This is a genomic window from Ruegeria sp. BHSA162 (assembly GCF_059613385.1).
Genome location: NZ_JBXWSK010000044.1, coordinates 1 through 21,030 on the forward strand (window position 1 = coordinate 1; position 21,030 = coordinate 21,030).

Below are 21,030 nucleotides of genomic sequence, written 5' to 3' on the forward strand. Positions count from 1 at the left end.
ATCCGCGCCCGAGGTCGCATCGGCCACCAGCGTTTCCTGCAACGGCTTGCCGGTGTCATGGGTTTCCAGGATCGACAGCTCGCGGTTGCGCTCGCGCATGATGTCGGCGGCGCGGCGCAGGACGCGGCCGCGCTCGGTTCCGGTCATCGCCGCCCAGGCCTTTTGCGCGTGTTTTGCACTTGTTAGAGCGTGTTCGATGATTTGCGGCGTCGCCGAATGCAAGCGGGCGATGACCTCGCCCGTGGCTGGGTAGATCACGTCGATCGGGGTGCCTGCGGTGTCTTCGACATATTCGCCATCAATAAAGTGGCTGGCCTCGGGCTGAACTTTCATCGCGGATCCTTTTTTACTCGGGCCCCGGGGAACCGGTGCCGGTCGGTTTCATCCGCAGGTAATGATTATTGATTGATCAGTCAATAAAGCACTGCTTTGGGCGAATTCTTGCCAACAAAAAAAGGGGCCCTCTTGAAAAAAATGGTTAATGTTCCATTTCTGTTCTACATGATCGGAGGATCACCCGATGGAACGGTCTTTGCGCAAAACCGCCCCGATGGGGCCGACCAACGACTACCACATTCTGCCCGTCACGGACCGTCAGATGCGCTATGCGCGCGCGATCGCCCAGCAGTCCGCGCTGGAGATCCCGGTTGAGGCGCAGCGCGATCGGCGATCCATGTCCGATTGGATCTCGGCGCACAAGGCGCACGATCCCTCCCCCTTTGCCGACTACCCGACGGGCAAACAGGTGGCCTTTGCCGAGCGGATCTCGCGCACCAAACGCCGCCCGATCCCCAGCGAGTGCTTCCGCGACAAACGTGCGATGTCGCAATGGATTGAGCGGAACAAGTGAAGAAATGTGGCCGGCGGCCTCAGGCGTCTTTGTCATGGCGATGGCGATGCGACCGACCATACAGCCCTACGGCCGCTGCCACGAACAGGCCCAGTAGAATATAGCCGGTAATCGCCTCAGCCACGGCAAGCGCGCGGCACACGCCAACCGGCCGCAAGTCACCAAAACCAACCGTCGTGAAGGTAACATACGAGAAGTACAGGACATCCGCCGGACCGCGGGCGCCTTCAACGCACAGATCGTAGTACCCGTATGACCCGTAGACTGCAGCGAACAGGAACGGCACGACCTGGATGAAGGAAATCCCCATCAGCAGCAACTGCCGCTTGGGCGAGCGCACAAGCGCAATGTAGTACCAGGTTTGCGAGAACAGCCAAATCGCCAACCCGATGGTGGCTGCGGCTCCGATCGTGTCGCCGGCTGCGGATTCGGTCAGGTGTGAAAGGATGTACCAAGCCAGAGCGCTTAGCATGACAAGGCCCATCGCTGCGATCAGCGTGGGCTTCCAATCCTGCAATGTGGTTGGATCATGCGCCATCGTCCCCCTCCCCAAGCACGGGTACCGGCCATTTTTTAACGCCGGGCGCATCATCGCAAGCTTTTTTGCGGGATTCGAAGCTATTGGCCGCCGATATGCTCTTCGCCCCGCGCCCTTGCCAGCGAGATCTGTTTCTGCCGTTCGCGGAACCGGGCCTTGTCGGCCTCGGACGTCTCGTGGATGCATTGGTGGCAGGACACGCCGTGCTCGTATTCGGGGCGCTCCATGTCCTGGGGCAGGATCGGGCAGCGGCAGCCATGACACAGCTGGTGCGGTCCCTCGGCCAACCCGTGCCCTACGGAAACGCGATTGTCGAACACGAAGCACTCGCCCTTCCAGGTGCTGTCCTCGGGCGGGACCTCCTCGAGATAGCGCAGGATGCCGCCCTTCAGGTGATAGACATCCTCGACCCCCTGCCCCAGCAGATAGTTGGTGGATTTCTCGCAGCGGATGCCGCCTGTGCAGAACATGGCGACGCGCTTGTTGTGGAACCGGTCCTTGTTATGCTCCCACCAGGTAGGAAAATCGCGGAAACTGGCCGTTTTAGGGTCGATTGCGCCGTCGAACGTACCGATCGACACCTCATAATCATTGCGCGTATCGATCACCACCACATCATCCGAACGGATCAGATCGTTCCAGTCCTGAGGCTCGACATAGTGGCCGGTGCGGGCGCGCGGATCGACATCCGGCTGGCCCATGGTCACGATCTCTTTCTTCAGGCGCACCTTCATCTTTCCAAAAGGCGGCTGGCTGGCGGTGGCCTCTTTCCATTCCAGATCGGCGCAGCCCGGCAGCGCCCGGATATGCGCCAGAGCCGCGTCGATCCCGGCGCGTGGGCCGGCGATGGTGCCGTTGATGCCCTCATGCGCCAGCAGCAGCGTGCCCTTGACCGACTGCGCGCGGCACAGCTCCAACAGCGGCGCGCGCAGGGCGTCCGGGTCGGCAAAACGGGTGAAGTGATACAGTGCGGCGATCGTGTACATGGCCGCGATCTAATGCGCGGCCCCCCGCAACGCAAGACACCGCATTGACGACCCCCGCCCGCCCGCCTACCGATAGGACACGCAAAGGAGGCCGCCATGACCCATGCCCTGATCGTGATCGACGTCCAGAACGACTTCTGCCCCGGCGGTGCGCTGGCGGTTCCCAACGGGGATGAGATCGTCGCCCCGATCAATGCCATGATGCCCGATTTCGATGCGGTGATCCTGACGCAGGACTGGCACCCGGCGGGTCATTCCTCGTTCGCGTCATCCCATCCGGGCAAAGCACCTTATGATCTGGTCGAGATGCCCTATGGCCCGCAGGTCCTGTGGCCCGACCATTGCGTTCAGGGCACGCCCGGCGCCGAATTCCACCCCGACCTGCGTACCGATGCCGACCTGATCCTGCGCAAAGGTTTTCGCAGCGCGATCGACAGCTATTCGGCCTTCTTCGAAAACGACCGCACCACGCCCACCGGGCTGGAAGGCTATCTGCGCAACCGCGGGATCGACCGGCTGACGCTGGTGGGCCTGGCGACCGATTTCTGCGTGCATTATTCAGCTGTGGATGCGGCCCGGCTGGGGTTTGACGTGACCGTCAGAACCGACGCCTGCCGGGCGATCGATCTGGATGGATCGCTCGCAGCGGCGGAACAGGCCATGCGCGACACGGGTGTTACGTTGGCCTAGCGATTCAGGGCGTCGCTCCCGCCGCAGCCAGGTATTTCAGCAGGACGAACACGATCACCGCAAGGCCAAGGGCGAAGCCAATGCGCCCAGGCACGGTTCTTCGGTCAGGTTTTGCGGGCGCAGGTGTGGCCGGTTGCGGGCGGCGCACCGGATCGCGGCGTTTGATGCCGATCCCAGGCTGCGCGCTGCGAACATGGCGCAGAAAGTCGCGCAGATCGAATTCACCGCAATACTGGCCGCGCAATCCCGTGGCCCGAATATTTGCAAACAGCTGGCGCAGGATCTTTTCGCGGGCCGCGGCGTCTTCGGGCGGATAGAAACCACGCGATTCACCACTGCCGTGGCTGTCCAGAATGAACCCGGCATCCACGAACACCTGACGCAGCTTCGGTGACGCCCCCCTCAGAGCATCGGCCGTCTTCACGTCGCGAAAACGCGCACAGACCGTTGCGGTTTTCGGCTCGGTCTTAGCCGACGAACCGCAATCGCCCCCATCTTTTGCAATCGTTACAATATCAAAGTCGTAAGCCAGACCCATTCAACCAACTACTACCTTCTCGTACCATCCCACCGTTTAACTAGACCGCGAAAAGAACAGACATTATGCCCGCATTATGGCCTGTCCTTGGCATTGTTACCAAATCCGCGACTCTTGCCATTCACCGCCCCGATTGATCTAACAACGGAAATGGCAGGAGTTCCCCATGGTCGACATCGCGACCCGTGTCTACAATCACAAATGGAAGATCGACCCGATTGTCCGGTCTTTGATCGACACAGACTTCTACAAACTGCTGATGTGCCAGTCAGTGTTTCGAAACCGTCCTCAAACAACGGTCGAGTTTTCCTTGATCAACCGGTCGAATCACGTTCCACTGGCCAAGCTGATCGACGAGGGCGAGTTGCGCGAACAGCTGGATCACATCCGCTCGCTCAGCCTCAGCCGGGGTGAAAGCACCTGGCTGCGAGGCAATACATTCTACGGCAAACGCCAGATGTTCCGCCCCGATTTCATGGAATGGTTCGAGAATCTGCGCCTGCCGCCCTATCACCTCGAACGCCGCGGCGATCAGTACGAGCTGACATTCGAAGGCAAATGGCACGAGGTCATGCTGTGGGAAATCCCGGCGCTGGCGGTGCTGATGGAGCTGCGCTCGCGCGCGGTTTTGAACGACATGCGCCGGTTCGAACTTCAGGTTCTCTATGCCCGCGCCATGACCCGTGTCTGGGAAAAGATCGAAACGCTGCGCGGCATTCCCGGTTTGGGCATCGCAGATTTCGGAACCCGGCGGCGGCATTCCTTCCTGTGGCAGGACTGGTGCGTGCAGGCGATGATCGAAGGGCTGGGCCCAGCGTTTACCGGCACGTCGAACTGCCTGATCGCCATGCGGCGCGAGGTCGAGGCGATCGGCACCAATGCACATGAACTGCCGATGGTCTATTCGGCGCTGGCCGAGACCGACGAAGAACTGGCCCGCGCGCCCTATGACGTGCTGAGCGACTGGCATGACGAACATGACGGCAACCTGCGGATCATCCTGCCCGACACCTATGGCACCAAGGGGTTTCTGGACCGCGCGCCCGACTGGCTGGCCGGCTGGACCGGTATCCGCATCGACAGCGGCGATCCGGCCAAGGGCGCCGAGATCGCCATCGACTGGTGGAAATCGCGCGGCGAGGATCCCAGCCAGAAGCGGATCATTTTCTCGGACGGGCTCGATGTGGACAAGATCCGCGAATTGCATGGCCAATTCGCGGGCCGGGTGAAGGTCTCGTTCGGGTGGGGCACATTGCTGACCAACGATTTCCGCGGGCTGGTTCCGGGGGATGCGCTGGCGCCGTTCTCGCTAGTGTGCAAGGCGGTCTCGGCCAATGGGCGTCCGACGGTGAAACTTTCGGACAACCCCGAAAAGGCGATGGGGCCGAAAGACGAGATCGAGCGCTACAAGCGCGTCTTTGGCGTAGGGGACCAAGAAGCAATCGAAGTGATCGTCTAGCCCGGCTCAGCCGTGATGGGCGGCCACGGTTTTCAACTGGGAAAAACCGTACAGCGCCTCGAACCCCTTTTCGCGGCCATGGCCCGACTTTCCGACCCCGCCGAACGGCAGTTCGACCCCACCGCCCGCGCCGTAATTGTTGATGAACACCTGCCCCGCGCGCAGCCGTTTGGCCAGCCGCATCTGCCGCGCGCCGTCCCGCGTCCAGACCCCGGCCACCAGCCCATAGTCGGTGCCGTTGGCGATTTGAATGGCCTGTTCCTCGGTGTCGAAGGGGATCAGGACCTGCACCGGGCCAAAGATTTCCTTCTGCGCCAGCGGATGATCGGGCGGCACGTCCCCAAACACCGTCGGGCGCACATAGGCCCCGCCCGTCGGCGCGTGATCCACGATCCGGCCCTGTGCTGCGATCTCAAGATCAGCCCCCTGCGCCAGAAAGCCGGTTACGATCCGCTTCTGCCGGTCCGAGATCAGCGGCCCGACGCGCAGATCCTCGGTCGCAGGTCCGACGGTCAGGTCGGCACAGGCGGCGGCCATGCGCGCCTTGACCTCGGCATAGACCCCGCGCTGCACAAGAACGCGCGACCCGGCCGAGCAGGTCTGACCCGCGTTCTGGATGCCCGCATTCACCAGAAACGGCAACGCGGCCTCCAGATCGGCATCATCGAACACCAGTTGCGGAGATTTCCCGCCCAGTTCCAGCGTCACCGGCACCACGTTGCTTCCGGCCGCCTGCTGCACCAGCGCACCCGTCGCCACGGACCCGGTGAACGAGATATGATGCACACCCGGATGCGCCGACAGGGCCGCGCCCGCCTCGGACCCGATGCCGGACACCACGTTCAGCGCCCCCGGCGGCAGGCCGGCCTCGGTGGCCAGATGGGCAAAGGCCAGTGCTGTCAGACAGGCCTCTTCGGCCGGTTTCAGAACGCAGGCATTGCCCATGGCCAGCGCCGCCCCGACCGAGCGGCCGATGATCTGCATCGGGTAGTTCCACGGCACGATATGGCCGGTCACGCCATGCGGCTCGCGCAGGGTATAGACGGTGTAGCCGTCCAGATAGGGGATGGTCTGACCCATCACCTTGTCCGCCGCACCGCCGTAGAATTCGCAATACCGCGCCAGCGCCAGTGCGTCGGCGCGCGCCTGGGTCAGCGGTTTGCCAACGTCCAACGCTTCGAGCAGCGCAAGGTCTTCGGTCCTGTCCCGCACCAACTGCCCCAGCCGGGTCAGGATGCGGCCCCGCTCCAGCGCGGTCGTCCTGCCCCAGTCACCGTCCAGCGCCGCCTGCGCGGCCTGCACGGCGGCATCGATCTGCGGCGCCCCACCGCGCGCAATCCGGCACAGTGGCGTGCCGTCGGACGGGTTGGTCAGTTCAAGCGTGTCGTCGGTTGCGACCCAATCGCCGCCGATCAGGCACAGGGTGGGGTCAAACCAGATGGGATTTAGCATATCTGCCTCCAAAACAGGCTCTAACAATGGGATTTCATGCTGCGCCCTGCCCGATCTCGGGCAATTTCGGCACGGCTTGGATCAGGGATTGCGTATAGGGGTGCTGCGGGTCCGCGAACACGCGCTCGGTCTCGCCCTGCTCGACGATCCGGCCTGCTTGCATCACCATCACCCGGTCGGTGATGGTGCGCACCACGCTCAGGTCATGGCTGATGAACAGGTAGGTCAGGTCATAGGCCGCACACAGCTCGGCCAGCAGGTCGAGGATCTGCGCCCGCACGGACACGTCGAGTGCCGAGACGGCTTCGTCGAACAGGATCAGCTCGGGCCGGATGATCAGGGCGCGGGCGATGGCGATGCGCTGGCGCTGCCCGCCCGAGAATTCGTGGATGTATTTCCCCGCATCGTCCGGCGAGAGGCCTACGGCGGTCAGCATCTCGGCGATCCGATGCTGCCGTTCGGACCCGGTGGGCGGCGTTCCCAGCAGGTGAAAAGGCTCGGTGATCAGGCGGGCGACACGGTGGCGGGGGTTGAAGCTGCCGAACGGGTCCTGGAACACCACCTGCATCTTGCGGCGCACGGCCAGATTGGGTTTGCGACCGGTGAACACTGGCAGGCCGCCCAGCAGGATCTGCCCGCCCTGAACCTCCTCAAGCCCCAAAACAGCCCGTGTCAGGGTCGATTTTCCGCAGCCGGACTCGCCCACAAGTCCAAGGCGCTCGCCCCGGTTCAGCGTGAAACTGACGTGGTCCACGGCCCGGTGATGGCCGGGCTTTTCAAACAACCGCGTGCGCGGCAGGCGATAGTCCCGCACCACGTTGCGGACCTCGAGCAGCGGCGCGGGCGCGGGCGGCGCAGGCAATGCGACCCGATGGCCCGAGGCCTGAAACAGCATCCGCGTATAGGGATGCTGCATGTGGCGCAGCAGATGGTCGGTGGCCCCGGTTTCGACCACCCGCCCCTTCTGCATCACCACGATCCGGTCGGCCATGTCGGCCACCACCGCCAGATCGTGGGTGATCATCAGCAGGCCCATGCCGTATTCGGTGACCAGCCCCCGCAGCAGGTCGAGGATCTGCGCCTGCGTGGTCACGTCCAGCGCGGTTGTCGGCTCGTCCGCGATCAGCAGCCTGGGGCGCAGGGCGATGGCCATGGCGATCACCACCCGCTGCCGCTGCCCGCCCGACAGTTCGTGCGGATAGCGCGACAGGGGAAAGCGATCAGGCGGAAGGCCGACGCGGGTCAGAACCTCTTGGGCGCGCGCGCGGGCGGCGTCGGCGGGCATGGCCTTGTGGATCAGGATGGTCTCCATCACCTGATCACCGATGGTCTTCACCGGATTGAGCGCCGTCATCGGCTCCTGAAACACCATCCCGACGGCCGCGCCGCGCAGGCGGCACATCTCGTCCTCGGGGCTGTTCAGAACCTCGTGCCCGTCAAGGCGGACCGAGCCGCTGGCCACGGCCCCTGCGGGCAGCAACTGCATCACCGCCAGCGCCGTCATCGACTTGCCCGAGCCGCTCTCACCGGTGACGGCCACGATCTGCCCGGGGTCGATGGACAGGCTGACCTGGTCCAGAACAGGGACCCCGTGGATCGACAGCGACAGGTTATGGATTTCCAGCAGGCTCATGCGCGGGCCACCCGGATGCGAGGGTCAAGCCAATCGCGCAGCCCGTCGCCCAGCAGGTTCAGCCCCAGCACCGTCACGATGATCGCCAGCCCCGGAATCAGAGCCAAATGCGGGGCAAAACTGACCATCGTCTGCGCATCCGCCAGCATCCGGCCCCAGCTGGGCGTGGGTGGCTGCGCACCGAGGCCGACATAGGACAGCCCCGCTTCGGCCAGAATACCAAGGCTGAACTGGATGGTGCCCTGCACGATCAGCAAATTGGCAACGTTGGGCAGGATGTGCTCGGCCGAGATCCGCGCCGCGCCCTTGCCCGCCACACGGGCGGCCAGGATGAACTCGCGCTCCCACAGGGACAGGGCCGCGCCGCGGGTGATGCGGGCAAAGACGGGGATGTTGAAGATGCCGATGGCGATGATCGCGTTCACCGCACCGGGGCCGAAGACGGCGGTGATCAGGATGGCGATGACCAGCGAGGGGAAAGCAAAGACCAGATCGTTGCCGCGCATGATCAGTTCGTCCAGCCACGACCCCTTGCGCGCCGCGGCCGTCAGACCCAGCGGCACGCCGAACCCCATGCCGATGCCCACCGCCACCAGCGCCACCGCGATCGAGGTGCGCGCGCCCACCATGATCATCGAGAACATGTCGCGCCCGAAATGATCGGTACCGAACCAGTGCTGCGCGTTGGGCGGCTGCAGTTTGTCGGGGATGTTCAGGGCGGCGTGTTCATAGGGTGTCCAGACGAAGGACAGCAGGGCCATCAGCACCACCACTGAGGACAGCCCCGCCCCCAGGATCAGAGACCGGCTCATGTGCGGCTCCGCAACCGGGGGTCGACCGCGGCATAGGCCAGATCGACCAGGAAATTCACCGTGATGACCGCAAAGACCAGCAGCATCACCACCGACTCCACCACGATCAGGTCCCGCGCCGAGATCGCCTGGAACACCAGCCGCCCCAACCCGGGCAGATAGAAGACCTGCTCTATGATGATCGATCCGGCCAGCAGGAAGGAAAACTGCAGCCCGATGATGGTCAACACCGGGATCAGCGCGTTGCGCACCCCGTGCCGCCACAGCGCTTGACGGCGCGACAGGCCCTTGGCGCGGGCGGTGCGCATAAAATCCTCACCCAGAATGTCCAGCAGTGCCGAGCGCATGACCCGCGACAGAATCGCCGCCTGTGGCAGAGCCAGCGCAATCGCCGGCAAGGTCAGCGAGTGCAGCCCGGCCCACAGGCCGTTGTCCCACCCCGCGAACCCGCCCGCGTTGAACCAGCGCAGGTTGATGGCGAAGATCAGCACCAGCATCATCGCAAACCAGAAATTCGGCACCGCGATGCCCAGCTGCGTGGCCCCCATTACCGCCAGATCGCCCGGTTTCCCCCGACGCGCGGCGGCGTAGATACCGACCGGAAAGGCGATCAGCGTCGACAGTGTCAGCGCATATAGCGCCAGCGGCAGCGACACCCACAGCCGGTCGGCCACCATCTGCGCCACCGGCGTGCGATAGGTGTACGACGTGCCGAAATCTCCGGCCAGCATACCGCTGACCCAGTTCAGGTAGCGCTGCGGCCGTGACACGTCCAAGCCCAGCTCGGCGCGCAGGGCGGCCAGCGTTTCGGGCTGGGCGTTCACCCCCAGCATGAACGAGGCCGGATCCCCCGGCGCCACCTCGATCACCGCGAAGATGACCACCGAGGCGGCGGCTAGGCTGAGTGCCAGCGAAATCAGACGTTTGAGCGCATATCGGAGCATTGCCGCCACGTTAGGCCGGGATTGGCCGCCGGTCCAGCGGCACAGCGCGTCAGGACTGCATCAGAAACGCCCAGACCGCGTAGCCCACGATCGCGGCATAGCCCAGCGGATAGATCCACTTGATCGCATAGTTGTCCAGCTTGCGCGCCGTGTCCTCGCGCCCCGAGACTTTGAGCCGCCGCAGCATCACGTTGAACACCACCAGCGCCCCGGTCATCAGGAACATGCATTGCAGGATGAAATCCAGAAAGGTCAGATAGCCCAGCTTGGGCAGATCGGCCGAGATCGCCCAGTTGAAGGCGACAAAGACCAGCAGGTTGGCCCCGGCGATGTCGATCCGCTTGCGGTATTCGTCCAGAAAGAACAGCGCCCAGCCGACTAAAACCAGCACCAGCATCGGCAGGAACACCCGAATGACATAATAGGTCAGGTGGCGCTTGCCCTGAAAGACCAGCGACACCTGATCGCTTTCATTGCCCGACAGGCCGGTCGTGGTCGAGGCCAGCATACGGGCATTGCCCAGAATCCACTCCTCTTCGCCCAGCGTGTCGCCCAGCCCCGAAAACTGGTCCAGCGCGTAGTAATGCACGAAGTCGGACGGAAAGACCGAGACGACCTCGAAATGGAACTCCTGCGTGTCGAAGGGGAACCTGAGGAAGTTGAAATGCGGCGCCTGCAGCGTCAGCGAGGATTTCTCGACAAACGTCACATGCCCATCATAGCGCAGGGCGGCCGCGGATTCGTGCACCCAGCGGTTGGACTGCTGGTTGTGGATGACGAAGGCCGGAACCACGGCATCCCGTGCGGCCGCATGGCGCACGAAGGCCGGCGGATCGAAAACGCGGAAATCGCGGCCCAGCTCATCCGGATCGAACGCCAGGGCCGGATCGCTCCATTCAAACCGCAGCACGACCACGGCGCCATAGTTCTCGGCCTTCTGATCGACCGAGGTGATCTGATCGATCTTGATGCCGACGCCGACCTCGACCGGATTTTCCGGGGTGCCCAACAGCGCGCTGTGGCCGTCCTGAAACAACCCTTGCGCGCCCGAGGGCCCCGACAGGGCCAGGGCGACCATGAAGAAAAACACCGAAACCACGCAACGTGTCATCTGAAACAGACCCTAATATGGGGAAACGGGCCCGCCGGGCGGACCCGCAAGGTTCATTCCGCCCAGCTGATCGCGGTCAAGTCGATGGCCGCCGTGGGCGCGTTTTCCCACAGGCCCTGAACCCCGGCCTTGGCCACGCCCAGCTTGGCAAGTTGGAACAGATAGGCGTTGACGTAATCCTCGGCGATCATGCGCTGCGCCTCGCCCAGCAGGCGGGTGCGTTCATCGGGATCGGTGGTCGCGTTCAGCGTCGCCATCAGGGCCTGGAAGTCCGGGTTGTCATATTGGAAGTAGTAATCCGGCCGGGCATAGATGCCGATGTCCATCGGCTCGGTATGGCTGACGATGGTCAGGGCGAAATCCTTGCCCTTGAACACGGTTTCCAGCCACTGCGCCCATTCCACGTTGATGATCTCGGCCTTGATGCCGACCTCGGCCAGCTGCGCGGCCACGATCTCGCCCCCGCGGCGGGCGTAGGAGGGCGGCGGCAGGTGCAGCGTGGTTTCGAACCCGTCAGCAAACCCGGCCTCGGCCAGCAGGGCGCGGGCCTTGTCCGGGTCATGCGCGGACTGGCCGGTCAGATCGACATAGGCCGGGTTGTGCGGCGCGAAATGCGTGCCGATCGGCGTGCCATAACCGAACATCGCGCCGTCGATGATCGCCTGGCGGTCGATCGCATGGGCCAGCGCCTGCCGCACCCGCACATCGTCGAAGGGCGGCTTCTTGTTGTTGGTCGCCAGAATGGTCTCGCCCTCGGTCGAGCCGACAAGCACCTGGAACCGCGGGTCGGCCTCGAATTGCGGCAGGTTCTCGGGGGCGGGGAAATTGTCGAACACGTCCACATCCTCGGCCATCATCGCGGCAAAGGCGGCGGTAGGGTCCGAGATGAACTTGAACGTGGCCTTCTCCAGCGCGGGTTGATCGCCCCAGTAATCGGGGTTGCGCTCCAACGTGATGCGGTCGCCCTGGACCCATTCGGCGAACTTGTAGGCGCCGGTGCCGACCGGGTTGGTCTTGATGCCCTCGATGCTTTCGGGTGCCACGATCACCGCGTCGCCCCAGGCCAGGTTGAACAGGAAATTGCCGTTGGGTTCCGCCAGAGTGATTCTGACGGTCAGCGGGTCCACGACCTCGACGGTTTCGATCCCGGCGAACAGGGCCTTCTGCGCATTGGCGCTGTCCTCGGCGGTGGCGCGGTCGAGGCTGAACTTCACGTCCTCGGCATCCATCGTGGTGCCATCATGGAAGGTGACGCCATCGTGCAGCGTGAAGGTATAGACCTTTCCGTCCTCGGAAATCTCCCAGCTTTCGGCCAGCCCGGGCACGACCGAGCCATCGCCCATGAACCGGGTCAGCCCTTCGAACACGTTGGTGTAGACGACCGAATCGATGGCTTGTGCGGCGGCGCTTGTCGGGTCCAGATGCGGCGGCTCCAGCTGCATGGCGATGGTGATGTCCGACCGGGCCATGGCCTGCGAGGCGAGCAGCCCCACGCCCAGCGCCATGGCGCTGGCAAAGGTGCGAAAGAACGGCTTGGTCATGTAAATTCCCTCCCAGAATGTGCGGATGGGCGGCGGATGACGCGGCCCAGACGGAATCAATGTCCCTGCAAACCTTGGGTCATTCAAGGAAATGTTCGCGCAACCGGGGTTTCTCTGGCCCCTGCCGATCTGCTATGCCGCGCTGCAACATAAACCCCGCGAGGAGCGAGCATGAGCGCCACCGCCCGCAAGAAAGCCCCGAATGCCGAGGATATCCGCGCCCGCAAAGGGGGCGATCCGCTGGTCAGCCTGACCGCCTATACCACGCCGATGGCCCGGCTGATGGACCCCCATTGCGATTTCGTCCTGGTGGGCGACAGCGTGGGCATGGTGCTGCACGGGCTGAGCTCGACCCTGGGCGTGACGATGGAGATGATGATCCTGCACGGGCAGGCCGTCGCGCGCGGGCTGGAGACGGCGATGATGGTCATCGACATGCCCTTTGCCAGCTATGAGGAAAGCCCCGAGCAGGCCTTCCGCAACGCGGCCCGGCTGATGGCCGAGACCGGCGCCGGCGCGGTCAAGCTGGAAGGCGGGGTCGAGATGGCCGAGACGATCCGCTTTCTGGTCAAGCGCGGCATCCCGGTGATGGCGCATGTGGGTCTGACGCCGCAATCGATCAACACGCTGGGCGGCTATAAGGTGCAGGGCCGCGACGAACAGGCCGAGACGGTGCTGGCCGACGCCCGCGCCGTGGCCGAGGCCGGGGCGTTTTCGGTCGTGCTCGAGAAGGTTCCGCAGGGGCTGGCCGACCGGATCACCGCCGAGCTGCCCATCCCCACCATCGGCATTGGAGCCTCGGCCGGCTGTGACGGTCAGATCCTGGTGGTTGACGACATGTTGGGCTTTTTCACGGCCTTCAAACCGAAATTCGTCAAACGCTATGCCGATCTGGGCCCGCTGGCCGAGGCCGCCATCGCCGAATACGCCGCCGAGGTGCGCGCCCGCACCTTCCCCGCGGCCGAACATGTGTTTGCCGATCAGGCCCCTGCCAAGGGGGGCAAGGCATGACCGCGCCCATCCTGCGCACCCTTTCGGAGCTGCGCGCCAAGACCCAGGCCTGGCGCCGCGCGGGCCAGACCATCGGCGTGGTGCCCACCATGGGCGCGCTGCATCAGGGGCACCTGTCGCTGGCACAGGCGGCGCGGACCGATTGCGACCGGGTGATCGTGACGATCTTCGTCAACCCCAAGCAGTTCAACAACCCCGAGGATCTGGCCAAGTACCCCCGCACCGAGCAGGACGACGCGGCCAAGCTGGCGCCGCTGGGGGTTGATGCGATCTATGTCCCCGACCCTGACCAGATCTATCCGGACGGGTTCGCCACCACCGTCTCCGTCGCCGGACTGACCGACGTGATGGAGGGCGAATTCCGCCCCGGACATTTCGACGGCGTGGCGACCGTCGTGGCGAAACTGTTCCTGCAGACGCAGGCAGACAGGGCCTATTTCGGGGAAAAGGACTATCAGCAGTTGATGGTCGTGCGCCGCATGGCCCGTGATTTGGACATCCCGATCGAGGTGATCGGCTGCCCCACCGTGCGCGAGCCCTCGGGTTTGGCGATGTCCTCGCGCAATCTGCGCCTGTCGGACCAGGGGCTGGCGACCGGGGCGCGGATGCATGCGGTGATGCAGGACATGGCCGGGCAGCTGGCGCGCGGCGCCGCATTCGCGGATCTGGTGGGGCCGGCCCGCGACACGCTGCTGGCGGCGGGCTTTTCCGAAGTGGAATATATCGACCTGCGCTGCGCCGAAACGCTTGCGCCGCTGACCGCCGCCACCCGCCCCGCGCGCCTGTTCGCCACCGCCTGGCTGGAAGGCGTGCGCCTGATCGACAATATCGACGTGCCTGTGGCCTGAAACTGGGGTCTGGAACGGCCCCGACCAATCGCCTAATGTCCCCTGAAAATGACGACCGGGGGGGAACACGGGCATGACCTTTATTCTGGCAATCGATCAGGGCACCACGTCCTCGCGCGCGATCCTGTTCGACGCGCAGATGCAGCGCGTGGGCACCGCACAGCAGGAATTCACCCAGTATTTCCCACAGGAAGGCTGGGTCGAGCACGACCCCGAGGAAATCTGGGACAGCGTCCTGAACGTCTGCCGGCAGGTGATAAACGAGGTCGGTGCCTCGCCCGACCAGATCGCCGGGATCGGCATCACCAACCAGCGCGAAACCACCGTGGTCTGGGACAAGACGACCGGCAAGGCCATCCACAACGCGATCGTCTGGCAGGACCGCCGCACCGCCGAAATCTGCCAGCGGTTCCGCGACGCGGGCTGCGAGGATGACGTGACCGCCCAGACCGGCCTGCTGCTCGACCCGTATTTCTCGGGTACCAAGGTCAAGTGGATACTGGACACCGTACCCGGCGCGCGCGACCGGGCCGAGGCGGGCGAGCTGCTGTTCGGCACCATCGACAGTTTCCTGATCTGGCGCCTGACCGAGGGCCGTGTCCACGCCACCGACGCCACCAACGCCGCGCGCACCCTGCTGTTCGACATCCACAGGGGCAACTGGAGCGCCGAGATCTGCGATCTGCTGGACGTGCCGCTGTCGATGCTGCCCGAGGTGCGCGACTGCGCGGCCGATTTCGGCCAGACCGGCCTGTTCGGCGGGGCGATCCCGATTCTGGGCGTGGCCGGTGACCAGCAGGCCGCCACGATCGGGCAGGCCTGTTTCCAACCGGGCATGATGAAATCCACCTATGGCACGGGCTGTTTTGCGCTGCTCAACACCGGCACGCAGCCGGTGGAGTCGAAAAACCGCCTGCTGACCACCATCGCCTATCAGCTGGACGGTCAGCGGACCTATGCGCTGGAAGGCTCGATCTTCATCGCGGGCGCGGCGGTGCAGTGGCTGCGCGACGCGCTGCGGATCATCGACTCGGCCCCGCAAAGCGGCGAACTGGCCGCGCAGGCCGACCCCAACCAGCATGTGGTTCTGGTGCCCGCCTTCACCGGGCTGGGCGCGCCCTATTGGAAGCCCGACTGCCGCGGCGCCATGTTCGGTCTGACCCGCAACTCGGGCCGGGCCGAGATCGCACGAGCCACGTTGGAAAGCATCGCCTTCCAGACCCGCGACCTATGGCACGCGATGCAGGGCGACTGGGGCGCCGACGCGGACGTGATCCTGCGGGTCGATGGCGGGATGAGCGCGTCCGACTGGGCGATGCAGGGTCTGTCGGACATTCTGGGCGCGCCGGTCGACCGGCCGGTGATGCAGGAAACCACGGCGCTGGGCGCGGCCTGGCTGGCCGGGATGAAGGCCGGGGTCTATCCCGATCAGGCGGGATTCGCCGACACCTGGGCGCTGGACCAGCGGTTCGAACCGATCCTGCCCGAGGCTGACCGCGAAGCGGCCTATGCGCGCTGGCAGCGGGCGGTGCAGGCCACCATGGCGTTCTGATTCATCCTGATCCGCGGAGCAGCCCGGGTCAGCTGTGATCCTTCAGCAGGCGCTGTTTTTGGCGAGACCAGTCGCGCTTGGCCTGGGTTTCGCGCTTGTCGTGGATCTTCTTGCCCTTGGCGATGCCGATCTTCAGCTTGGCCCGGCCCTTGTGGTTGAAATACAGCACCAGCGGCACCAGCGTCATGCCCTTGCGCTGCGTGGCGTTCCACAGGTTCGACAGCTCTTTGCGGGACACCAGCAGCTTGCGCCGGCGGCGCTCCTCGTGCTTGAACGCCTTGGCCTGTTCGTAGGGCGCGATGTAGCTGTTGATCAGCCACAGTTCGCCATCCTCGACCGCGGCATAGCTTTCGGCGATGTTGGCCCCGCCCGCGCGCAGAGACTTGACCTCGGACCCTTCCAGCACGATGCCGCACTCGATATCCTCTTCGATCGCGTAATCGAAGCGGGCCCGCCGGTTTTCGGCGATCACCTTGTAGTTGGGGTCTGTCTTCTGCTTGGCCATGACGCCGTGATGTATGCGGCTTCGTCAGCCCTTGCAAGATGGGCGCGTCAGGATTTGGCCGAGATGATCAGGTCGGGGCCAAAGATCGTGTCGGCGTGGTTGTGCAGGTAGATCTTCAGCCACGGGGTGAACCGTTCGGGATGACGGCGCACTTCGGCCAGCAGATCGTGGTAGTCGATCCAGCGGATCTCCATCACCTCGTCGGGATTGGGCTCGATCTTCAGCGGCCCGCGTACATGCGCCAGGAACACGTCCACGACCTCGTTCTCGACCATCCCGTTGCCGACATCCGCGTGATATTCCAGCCGGTGCCGGTATTCGGGATACAGCCCGGTGATGCCCAACTCCTCGCGCAGGCGGCGCACGGCGCAGTCCGAGGAGTTTTCGTCCCAGTCGGGATGGGTGCAACAGGTATTCGCCCACAGGCCGGGCGTGTGATACTTGCCCAGCGCGCGGCGCTGCATCAGAATCTCGGTGCCCCGCACGACGAAGACCGAGACCGCCTTGTGCTTGAGCCCCTTTTCGTGGGCTTCCAGCTTGTCCACGGGTGTCAGCTCGCCATGAACCCAAGCCGGGATCATGATTCCCATCTGTCCTCTCCTGATGTGACTGCGCCGGTCTGGCGGCATCGGCGACTGGGCGCGATGCGCTGGCGGGTTGGGCGCAGTGTTTTTTGTCTGCGACAAAACTGGCGATGATCGACGTTTCAATCAAGCGCACGAAAGGCCGCAGGGCTGCGGCCTTTTGTACTTGTTCCGATTTTTCAGCAAGTGCGGCTTATTCGGCCGAAACGCTCTGCAGATAGGCAAAGACGTCCTCGCCACCGCTTTTCAGCTTGAAGGTCATCTTCGACTTGGCCGAGGTTTCACCCAGGTAGTCTTTCAGGAACGCCTTGGGGTCCTGAACATAGGCGACAAAGCTTTCTTCGTCCCAGACCAGACCTTTTTCGCCGGCCGCAACCAGGCTGTCGCCGTATTTGAAGCCTTCCTCGGTGCCGGCGGTACGGCCTGCAATGCCGTAGAGGTTCGGCCCGGTTTTGCCGCCCTTGACGATGGCTTCGCCGTCCGGCGTTGCGATCATGTGGCAGGACTTGCACTTGTTGAAGGTCTTGGCGCCGGCTTCGGCGTCGCCTTCGGCCAGGGCCGGCACAGCCAGCAGGCCGACGATGGCAGTCGCGATGATACGTTTCATTGGCGTTGCTCCGATATGAATTGGCTGCCCTTTAACCAGTATCAAACGCGCGCAGAGTCAATGCGCAATTTGACGCGCGGCGGCGACCTGACGCAGCCGAAAAGGTATATTTTCAAGGCGTATTTTGCAGATCCGACCAGCACGGCAACAGGTCGCCTGGCGCCGGTTTCGCATGGTAGACCGCGCGTGCGATGGCACGGGTCAGGCACAGAGCCGCGGCGTGACCCAGCAGGGCCAGATCGGCCTCGGCCGAAGGGATCCGTCCCGTGCTGACGCCGAACACTAGGTCGCCATCGCCCGGCGTGTGGGCGGGCAGGATGGCGCGGGCGATCCCGTCATGGGCGGCCACCGCCATGCGCTGGCATTGCGGTTTGGTCAGGGCGGCATCGGTGGCGACGATGGCGATGGTCGTGTTGGCCTTGTCGGGCGGGGGATGGCCCATCGCCCGGGCCTTGCGGCTGGGCGCGGGGTCCCCCAGACCGGACGCCGCATCCGGCCCCAGCCCGCCAAACTCGGCCCCGATCTCGAACGGGGCGGCCCAGAAATGCCGGTCGCCCGGAGTGGTGACGCTGCCCAGCGGGTTGGTCGCAACCAGCGCACCCACGGTCACGCCGCCAGGCAACGCCGCCGAGGCGGAGCCCAGCCCGCCCTTGCACATGGCCGTCAGCGCGCCGGTTCCGGCCCCGGCGCTGCCCAGATCGAACGTCTCCGCCGCGGCGTCAAATGCGGCCCGGCCCAAGGCGCGGTACGGGTTTTCACCCCACGCCTTGTCGCCGCCGTTCAGCAGGTCGAACAGAATCGCCCCGGGTACGATCGGCACCACAGCCGGCCCCACCTGAAACCCGCGACCCTGTGCATGCAGCGCATCCATCACGCCCGAACAGGCATCCAGCCCGAAGGCCGAGCCCCCCGAAAGCACGATCGCATCCACCCGGTCGACGGTCTTGTCGGCCGCCAGCAGATCGGTCTCACGCGTGCCGGGGGCGCCCCCCATCACATGAACCGAGGCCCGCAGGGGCTGATCTCCGGTCAGGACGGTGACACCGGATTTCAGAGCCGCGCCCTGAGCGTTGCCCACCAGCAGGCCGGGTACGTCGGTGATCAGGTTTCTGGGTCCGGGGGTCATGCGGATTTGTCCTTTACTGCGGGAAAGCGCGCTGGTGCGCGCTGCCTCCGGCGGGGATATTTCGGGCCAGATGAAGGGGTGTTCAGATACAGCGGCCCCCGTCCACCTCAAGCGCGGCACCGGTGATCATGCTGGCCTCGTCCGAGCATAGGAAACAGGCGGCGTTGCCCATGTCCTGCGGGGTCGAGAACCGGCCCAACGGGATGGTCGACAGGAATTTGGCGCGAATTTCGGGCGTGTCCTCGCCCATGAAGGATTTCAGCAGGGGCGTTTCCCCCGCTACCGGGCAGATCGCGTTCACGCGGACACCAGAGGGGGCCAGTTCGACCGCCATCGTCTTGGTCGCGGTGATCATCCAGCCCTTGGAGGCGTTGTACCAGTTCAGATTCGGGCGCGGCGACAATCCGGCGGTCGAGGCGACGTTCAGGATCGCCCCCGCCCCGCGCGATTTCATATGTGGCACCAGCGCCCGCGCAGTCAGAAAGACCGACTTCATGTTCACACGATAGACGCGGTCGAAGTCTTCTTCGCTGACCTCCTCCAGCGGCGTCGGCAGGTGGGTCACACCAGCATTGTTCACCAGAATGTCGAGATGGCCGTAAAGTCCCAGAGCCGCGTCCGCCATCGCCTGGACTGAGTCGCTGTCGGAGACATCAACCTGGTGGTGATCGGCCAGAGGGCCCAGCGTTGCCGCCATGTGACGCGCGGCATCCCCGTTGATGTCGGCGATCATCACCCGTGCGCCTTCGGACAAGAATTTCTGTACGATCCCGGCCCCGAACCCGGATGCGCCGCCGGTCACGATTGCGGTTTTTCCCTCCAGCCTCATGGCCTTGCCTCCCTGCCGCCTGTCGCGGTCAGACTAGCAACGGCAGGGAAAGATGCCAGATCAATCTTCCGCCACCTTGCCGCGCAGCGCCTTGACGTCGGACCGGGCCTTTTTCGCCGCCAGCCGGCGCTTGACCGATCCATAGGTGGGTTTCGTCGCGATCCGCCGCTTGGGTTTGACCAGCGCCTTGCCGATCAGCTCGGCCAGACGGGCGCGGGCGATCTCGCGGTTACGGGCCTGGCTGCGGGTTTCGTTGCATTGGATGATGATTGCACCATCCTTGGTCCAGCGCCGCCCGGCCAGCCGTTTCAGCCGCGCCTTGACCGGATCGGGCAGCGAGGGCGAGCGCGCCGCCTCGAAGCGCAGCTCGACCGCGGTCGAGACCTTGTTCACGTTCTGCCCGCCGGGCCCCGAAGCGCGGATGAAGCTCTCGGTCATTTCCCAATCGTGCAGGGTGATATCGTCGGTGATGCGCAACATGGGCGCGACCTTACAGGCGCCACCCGGAAACAGAAAGGGCCGCCCCGGCGGGACGGCCCTTCGAAAGTTCAGGAGGTCGGGTCGGTTAGATCAATCGACCAGCCGGAGCGCGCGCTCCGCCAAGGGCTGCCCTAGCAGGCGGTCCCCCCGGTTGTTCCGACACCTCTCTCCAATCTCTTTCTCGACACTGGATCACCTCCTTTTCTATCTGTTGCGGTTGAAAAGGATGGTGACACAACTTGTGCCATTCTCAAAGCGTTTTTTACGCGGGCTGTGCGGTCAGGCGCGCGACGATCACCTTGAAGGGGATAAGCGCGACCAAAGCCAGCGACAGCTTCACCAGCCAGTCTGCAAATGCCAGCGTCACCCACAGAGGCGCCTCGGGGCCCGACAGCATGAAGGGCACAGGCTCCCACGCCCAGTTGATGGCCGCATCCGCATCGGCGCCGAAGAAGGTCACCGAGGCCGAGAAGGCGATGGTGAAGAAGATCGCGGTATCCAGCGCCGATCCGACCAGGGTGGATACCAGCGGCGCGCGCCACCAGCGGCCTTCACGCATGGCGTTGAACACGGTGACGTCGGTCAGCTGCGCGATCAGGAACGCCGTTCCCGAAGCCACGGCGATGCGCAGCGGCACGGCGACGTAGGTGAAGCCGTCGCCCTGCAGCATGATCTGGCTGCCGATCAGCGAGCAGATCACGCCGGTGACGAAGCCCGCGAAGACGACCTTGCGGGCCGGGCCCACGCCATAGACGCGGTTCATGATGTCGGTGACCAGAAAGGCCAGCGGGTAGGTGAAGGCACCCCAGGTCAACAGCCCATCAAAGATCAGGAACTGGACCAGGATGTTCGAGGCCACGACGATGGCGGCCATGGCAAGAATGCCGGGGATAAAGTTGCGTTGCATGTTCTGATGCCCGTTTTGACAAGGTAG

The 21,030-nt window shown here is 64.4% G+C and carries 23 protein-coding genes; 6 read left to right on the forward strand and 17 right to left on the reverse strand.

Annotated elements, in window-relative coordinates; translation table 11 throughout:
• Nucleotides 1–333: aldehyde dehydrogenase family protein (locus tag AC2FM5_RS12755; protein ID WP_496735985.1), on the reverse strand; the 333-nt coding region annotated here is incomplete at its 3' end.
• A 187-nt stretch (nt 334–520) separates the two neighbouring features.
• Between AC2FM5_RS12755 and AC2FM5_RS12760 the strand changes: the two genes are divergently transcribed.
• A complete protein-coding gene (locus AC2FM5_RS12760; protein WP_496735988.1) occupies nt 521–850 on the forward strand; it encodes a hypothetical protein in 330 nt (109 codons plus the stop codon).
• Between the two features lie 19 nt (nt 851–869).
• Here the strand turns inward: AC2FM5_RS12760 and AC2FM5_RS12765 are convergent, their stop codons facing one another.
• Both AC2FM5_RS12765 and trhO read right to left on the reverse strand, forming a co-directional pair.
• Nucleotides 870–1,388, reverse strand: a complete 519-nt coding sequence (locus AC2FM5_RS12765; RefSeq protein WP_170364636.1) for a potassium channel family protein — start codon at nt 1,386–1,388, stop codon at nt 870–872.
• 80 nt (nt 1,389–1,468) lie between these two features.
• The gene (trhO, locus tag AC2FM5_RS12770; protein ID WP_496735991.1) at nt 1,469–2,374 is read right to left on the reverse strand and encodes an oxygen-dependent tRNA uridine(34) hydroxylase TrhO; all 906 of its coding nucleotides are present in this window, start codon (nt 2,372–2,374) and stop codon (nt 1,469–1,471) included.
• Between the two features lie 96 nt (nt 2,375–2,470).
• Between trhO and pncA the strand changes: the two genes are divergently transcribed.
• Entirely contained in the window at nt 2,471–3,064 is a 594-nt protein-coding gene (pncA, locus tag AC2FM5_RS12775; protein WP_496735993.1) for a bifunctional nicotinamidase/pyrazinamidase, read from the forward strand.
• A 4-nt stretch (nt 3,065–3,068) separates the two neighbouring features.
• Here pncA and AC2FM5_RS12780 read toward each other — a convergent pair whose 3' ends face one another.
• Entirely contained in the window at nt 3,069–3,602 is a 534-nt protein-coding gene (locus AC2FM5_RS12780; protein WP_170391289.1) for a hypothetical protein, read from the reverse strand.
• Between the two features lie 166 nt (nt 3,603–3,768).
• Here AC2FM5_RS12780 and pncB point away from each other — a divergent pair, with 166 nt between their 5' ends.
• The gene (gene pncB / locus AC2FM5_RS12785) at nt 3,769–5,061 is read left to right on the forward strand and encodes a nicotinate phosphoribosyltransferase (RefSeq protein WP_170459704.1); all 1,293 of its coding nucleotides are present in this window, start codon (nt 3,769–3,771) and stop codon (nt 5,059–5,061) included.
• Nucleotides 5,062–5,067: 6 nt separating this feature from the next.
• Here pncB and AC2FM5_RS12790 read toward each other — a convergent pair whose 3' ends face one another.
• The 6 genes from AC2FM5_RS12790 to AC2FM5_RS12815 are packed head-to-tail and all read right to left on the reverse strand — an operon-like array spanning nt 5,068 to nt 12,554.
• Nucleotides 5,068–6,513: an aldehyde dehydrogenase family protein gene (locus tag AC2FM5_RS12790; RefSeq protein WP_496735996.1), complete on the reverse strand. Its 1,446-nt coding sequence runs from the start codon at nt 6,511–6,513 to the stop codon at nt 5,068–5,070.
• 34 nt (nt 6,514–6,547) lie between these two features.
• Nucleotides 6,548–8,146 (reverse strand): ABC transporter ATP-binding protein, encoded by a 1,599-nt coding sequence (locus AC2FM5_RS12795; protein WP_496735998.1) that lies wholly within the window; start codon nt 8,144–8,146, stop codon nt 6,548–6,550.
• Nucleotides 8,143–8,958 (reverse strand): ABC transporter permease, encoded by an 816-nt coding sequence (locus AC2FM5_RS12800; RefSeq protein WP_496736000.1) that lies wholly within the window; start codon nt 8,956–8,958, stop codon nt 8,143–8,145. The genes AC2FM5_RS12795 and AC2FM5_RS12800 overlap by 4 nt, the downstream gene beginning before the upstream one ends.
• Complete coding sequence (locus AC2FM5_RS12805) at nt 8,955–9,902, reverse strand: ABC transporter permease (RefSeq protein ID WP_496736002.1); 948 nt, start codon at nt 9,900–9,902, stop codon at nt 8,955–8,957. The genes AC2FM5_RS12800 and AC2FM5_RS12805 overlap by 4 nt, the downstream gene beginning before the upstream one ends.
• Nucleotides 9,903–9,951: 49 nt before the next feature.
• Nucleotides 9,952–11,013 carry a ligand-gated ion channel gene (locus AC2FM5_RS12810; RefSeq protein ID WP_170459694.1) on the reverse strand — a complete coding sequence of 354 codons (1,062 nt, stop codon included), beginning with the start codon at nt 11,011–11,013 and terminating at the stop codon, nt 9,952–9,954.
• Nucleotides 11,014–11,066: 53 nt separating this feature from the next.
• Nucleotides 11,067–12,554, reverse strand: a complete 1,488-nt coding sequence (locus tag AC2FM5_RS12815) for an ABC transporter substrate-binding protein (RefSeq protein WP_496736004.1) — start codon at nt 12,552–12,554, stop codon at nt 11,067–11,069.
• Between the two features lie 171 nt (nt 12,555–12,725).
• Between AC2FM5_RS12815 and panB the strand changes: the two genes are divergently transcribed.
• The 3 genes from panB (at nt 12,726) to glpK (ending at nt 15,965) form a co-directional block, all read left to right on the forward strand.
• A complete protein-coding gene (gene panB / locus AC2FM5_RS12820; RefSeq protein ID WP_170444014.1) occupies nt 12,726–13,565 on the forward strand; it encodes a 3-methyl-2-oxobutanoate hydroxymethyltransferase in 840 nt (279 codons plus the stop codon).
• Nucleotides 13,562–14,413 (forward strand): pantoate--beta-alanine ligase, encoded by an 852-nt coding sequence (gene panC / locus AC2FM5_RS12825; RefSeq protein WP_170444012.1) that lies wholly within the window; start codon nt 13,562–13,564, stop codon nt 14,411–14,413. The genes panB and panC overlap by 4 nt, the downstream gene beginning before the upstream one ends.
• 73 nt (nt 14,414–14,486) lie before the next feature.
• The gene (gene glpK, locus AC2FM5_RS12830) at nt 14,487–15,965 is read left to right on the forward strand and encodes a glycerol kinase GlpK (RefSeq protein ID WP_496736007.1); all 1,479 of its coding nucleotides are present in this window, start codon (nt 14,487–14,489) and stop codon (nt 15,963–15,965) included.
• 28 nt (nt 15,966–15,993) lie between these two features.
• Here glpK and smpB read toward each other — a convergent pair whose 3' ends face one another.
• The 7 genes from smpB to AC2FM5_RS12865 form a co-directional block, all read right to left on the reverse strand.
• Complete coding sequence (gene smpB / locus AC2FM5_RS12835) at nt 15,994–16,470, reverse strand: SsrA-binding protein SmpB (protein ID WP_170360447.1); 477 nt, start codon at nt 16,468–16,470, stop codon at nt 15,994–15,996.
• Between the two features lie 47 nt (nt 16,471–16,517).
• Nucleotides 16,518–17,060, reverse strand: coding sequence for an isopentenyl-diphosphate Delta-isomerase (gene idi / locus AC2FM5_RS12840; RefSeq protein ID WP_093964071.1), 543 nt, complete (start codon nt 17,058–17,060; stop codon nt 16,518–16,520).
• Between the two features lie 187 nt (nt 17,061–17,247).
• The gene (locus AC2FM5_RS12845) at nt 17,248–17,661 is read right to left on the reverse strand and encodes a c-type cytochrome (RefSeq protein ID WP_170405871.1); all 414 of its coding nucleotides are present in this window, start codon (nt 17,659–17,661) and stop codon (nt 17,248–17,250) included.
• Between the two features lie 112 nt (nt 17,662–17,773).
• Nucleotides 17,774–18,787 carry a P1 family peptidase gene (locus AC2FM5_RS12850; protein ID WP_170440009.1) on the reverse strand — a complete coding sequence of 338 codons (1,014 nt, stop codon included), beginning with the start codon at nt 18,785–18,787 and terminating at the stop codon, nt 17,774–17,776.
• Between the two features lie 82 nt (nt 18,788–18,869).
• Entirely contained in the window at nt 18,870–19,616 is a 747-nt protein-coding gene (locus AC2FM5_RS12855) for an SDR family oxidoreductase (RefSeq protein ID WP_496736010.1), read from the reverse strand.
• A gap of 60 nt (nt 19,617–19,676) precedes the next feature.
• Nucleotides 19,677–20,096, reverse strand: a complete 420-nt coding sequence (arfB, locus tag AC2FM5_RS12860; protein ID WP_496736012.1) for an alternative ribosome rescue aminoacyl-tRNA hydrolase ArfB — start codon at nt 20,094–20,096, stop codon at nt 19,677–19,679.
• Between the two features lie 262 nt (nt 20,097–20,358).
• Nucleotides 20,359–21,003 (reverse strand): queuosine precursor transporter, encoded by a 645-nt coding sequence (locus AC2FM5_RS12865; protein ID WP_170340977.1) that lies wholly within the window; start codon nt 21,001–21,003, stop codon nt 20,359–20,361.
• Nucleotides 21,004–21,030: the final 27 nt, after the last annotated feature.

Coding starts and splice junctions, on each gene's coding strand:
- AC2FM5_RS12815 (WP_496736004.1), bottom strand. CDS start 12,554: ATGACCAAGCCGTTCTTTCGCACCTTTGCCAGCGCCATGGCGCTGGGC.
- AC2FM5_RS12780 (WP_170391289.1), bottom strand. CDS start 3,602: ATGGGTCTGGCTTACGACTTTGATATTGTAACGATTGCAAAAGATGGG.
- AC2FM5_RS12790 (WP_496735996.1), bottom strand. CDS start 6,513: ATGCTAAATCCCATCTGGTTTGACCCCACCCTGTGCCTGATCGGCGGC.
- pncB (WP_170459704.1), top strand. CDS start 3,769: ATGGTCGACATCGCGACCCGTGTCTACAATCACAAATGGAAGATCGAC.
- AC2FM5_RS12845 (WP_170405871.1), bottom strand. CDS start 17,661: ATGAAACGTATCATCGCGACTGCCATCGTCGGCCTGCTGGCTGTGCCG.
- AC2FM5_RS12800 (WP_496736000.1), bottom strand. CDS start 8,958: ATGAGCCGGTCTCTGATCCTGGGGGCGGGGCTGTCCTCAGTGGTGGTG.
- AC2FM5_RS12855 (WP_496736010.1), bottom strand. CDS start 19,616: ATGAGGCTGGAGGGAAAAACCGCAATCGTGACCGGCGGCGCATCCGGG.
- AC2FM5_RS12765 (WP_170364636.1), bottom strand. CDS start 1,388: ATGGCGCATGATCCAACCACATTGCAGGATTGGAAGCCCACGCTGATC.
- AC2FM5_RS12760 (WP_496735988.1), top strand. CDS start 521: ATGGAACGGTCTTTGCGCAAAACCGCCCCGATGGGGCCGACCAACGAC.
- AC2FM5_RS12810 (WP_170459694.1), bottom strand. CDS start 11,013: ATGACACGTTGCGTGGTTTCGGTGTTTTTCTTCATGGTCGCCCTGGCC.
- glpK (WP_496736007.1), top strand. CDS start 14,487: ATGACCTTTATTCTGGCAATCGATCAGGGCACCACGTCCTCGCGCGCG.
- smpB (WP_170360447.1), bottom strand. CDS start 16,470: ATGGCCAAGCAGAAGACAGACCCCAACTACAAGGTGATCGCCGAAAAC.
- AC2FM5_RS12865 (WP_170340977.1), bottom strand. CDS start 21,003: ATGCAACGCAACTTTATCCCCGGCATTCTTGCCATGGCCGCCATCGTC.
- trhO (WP_496735991.1), bottom strand. CDS start 2,374: ATGTACACGATCGCCGCACTGTATCACTTCACCCGTTTTGCCGACCCG.
- arfB (WP_496736012.1), bottom strand. CDS start 20,096: ATGTTGCGCATCACCGACGATATCACCCTGCACGATTGGGAAATGACC.
- panB (WP_170444014.1), top strand. CDS start 12,726: ATGAGCGCCACCGCCCGCAAGAAAGCCCCGAATGCCGAGGATATCCGC.
- idi (WP_093964071.1), bottom strand. CDS start 17,060: ATGGGAATCATGATCCCGGCTTGGGTTCATGGCGAGCTGACACCCGTG.
- pncA (WP_496735993.1), top strand. CDS start 2,471: ATGACCCATGCCCTGATCGTGATCGACGTCCAGAACGACTTCTGCCCC.
- AC2FM5_RS12805 (WP_496736002.1), bottom strand. CDS start 9,902: ATGCTCCGATATGCGCTCAAACGTCTGATTTCGCTGGCACTCAGCCTA.
- panC (WP_170444012.1), top strand. CDS start 13,562: ATGACCGCGCCCATCCTGCGCACCCTTTCGGAGCTGCGCGCCAAGACC.
- AC2FM5_RS12795 (WP_496735998.1), bottom strand. CDS start 8,146: ATGAGCCTGCTGGAAATCCATAACCTGTCGCTGTCGATCCACGGGGTC.
- AC2FM5_RS12850 (WP_170440009.1), bottom strand. CDS start 18,787: ATGACCCCCGGACCCAGAAACCTGATCACCGACGTACCCGGCCTGCTG.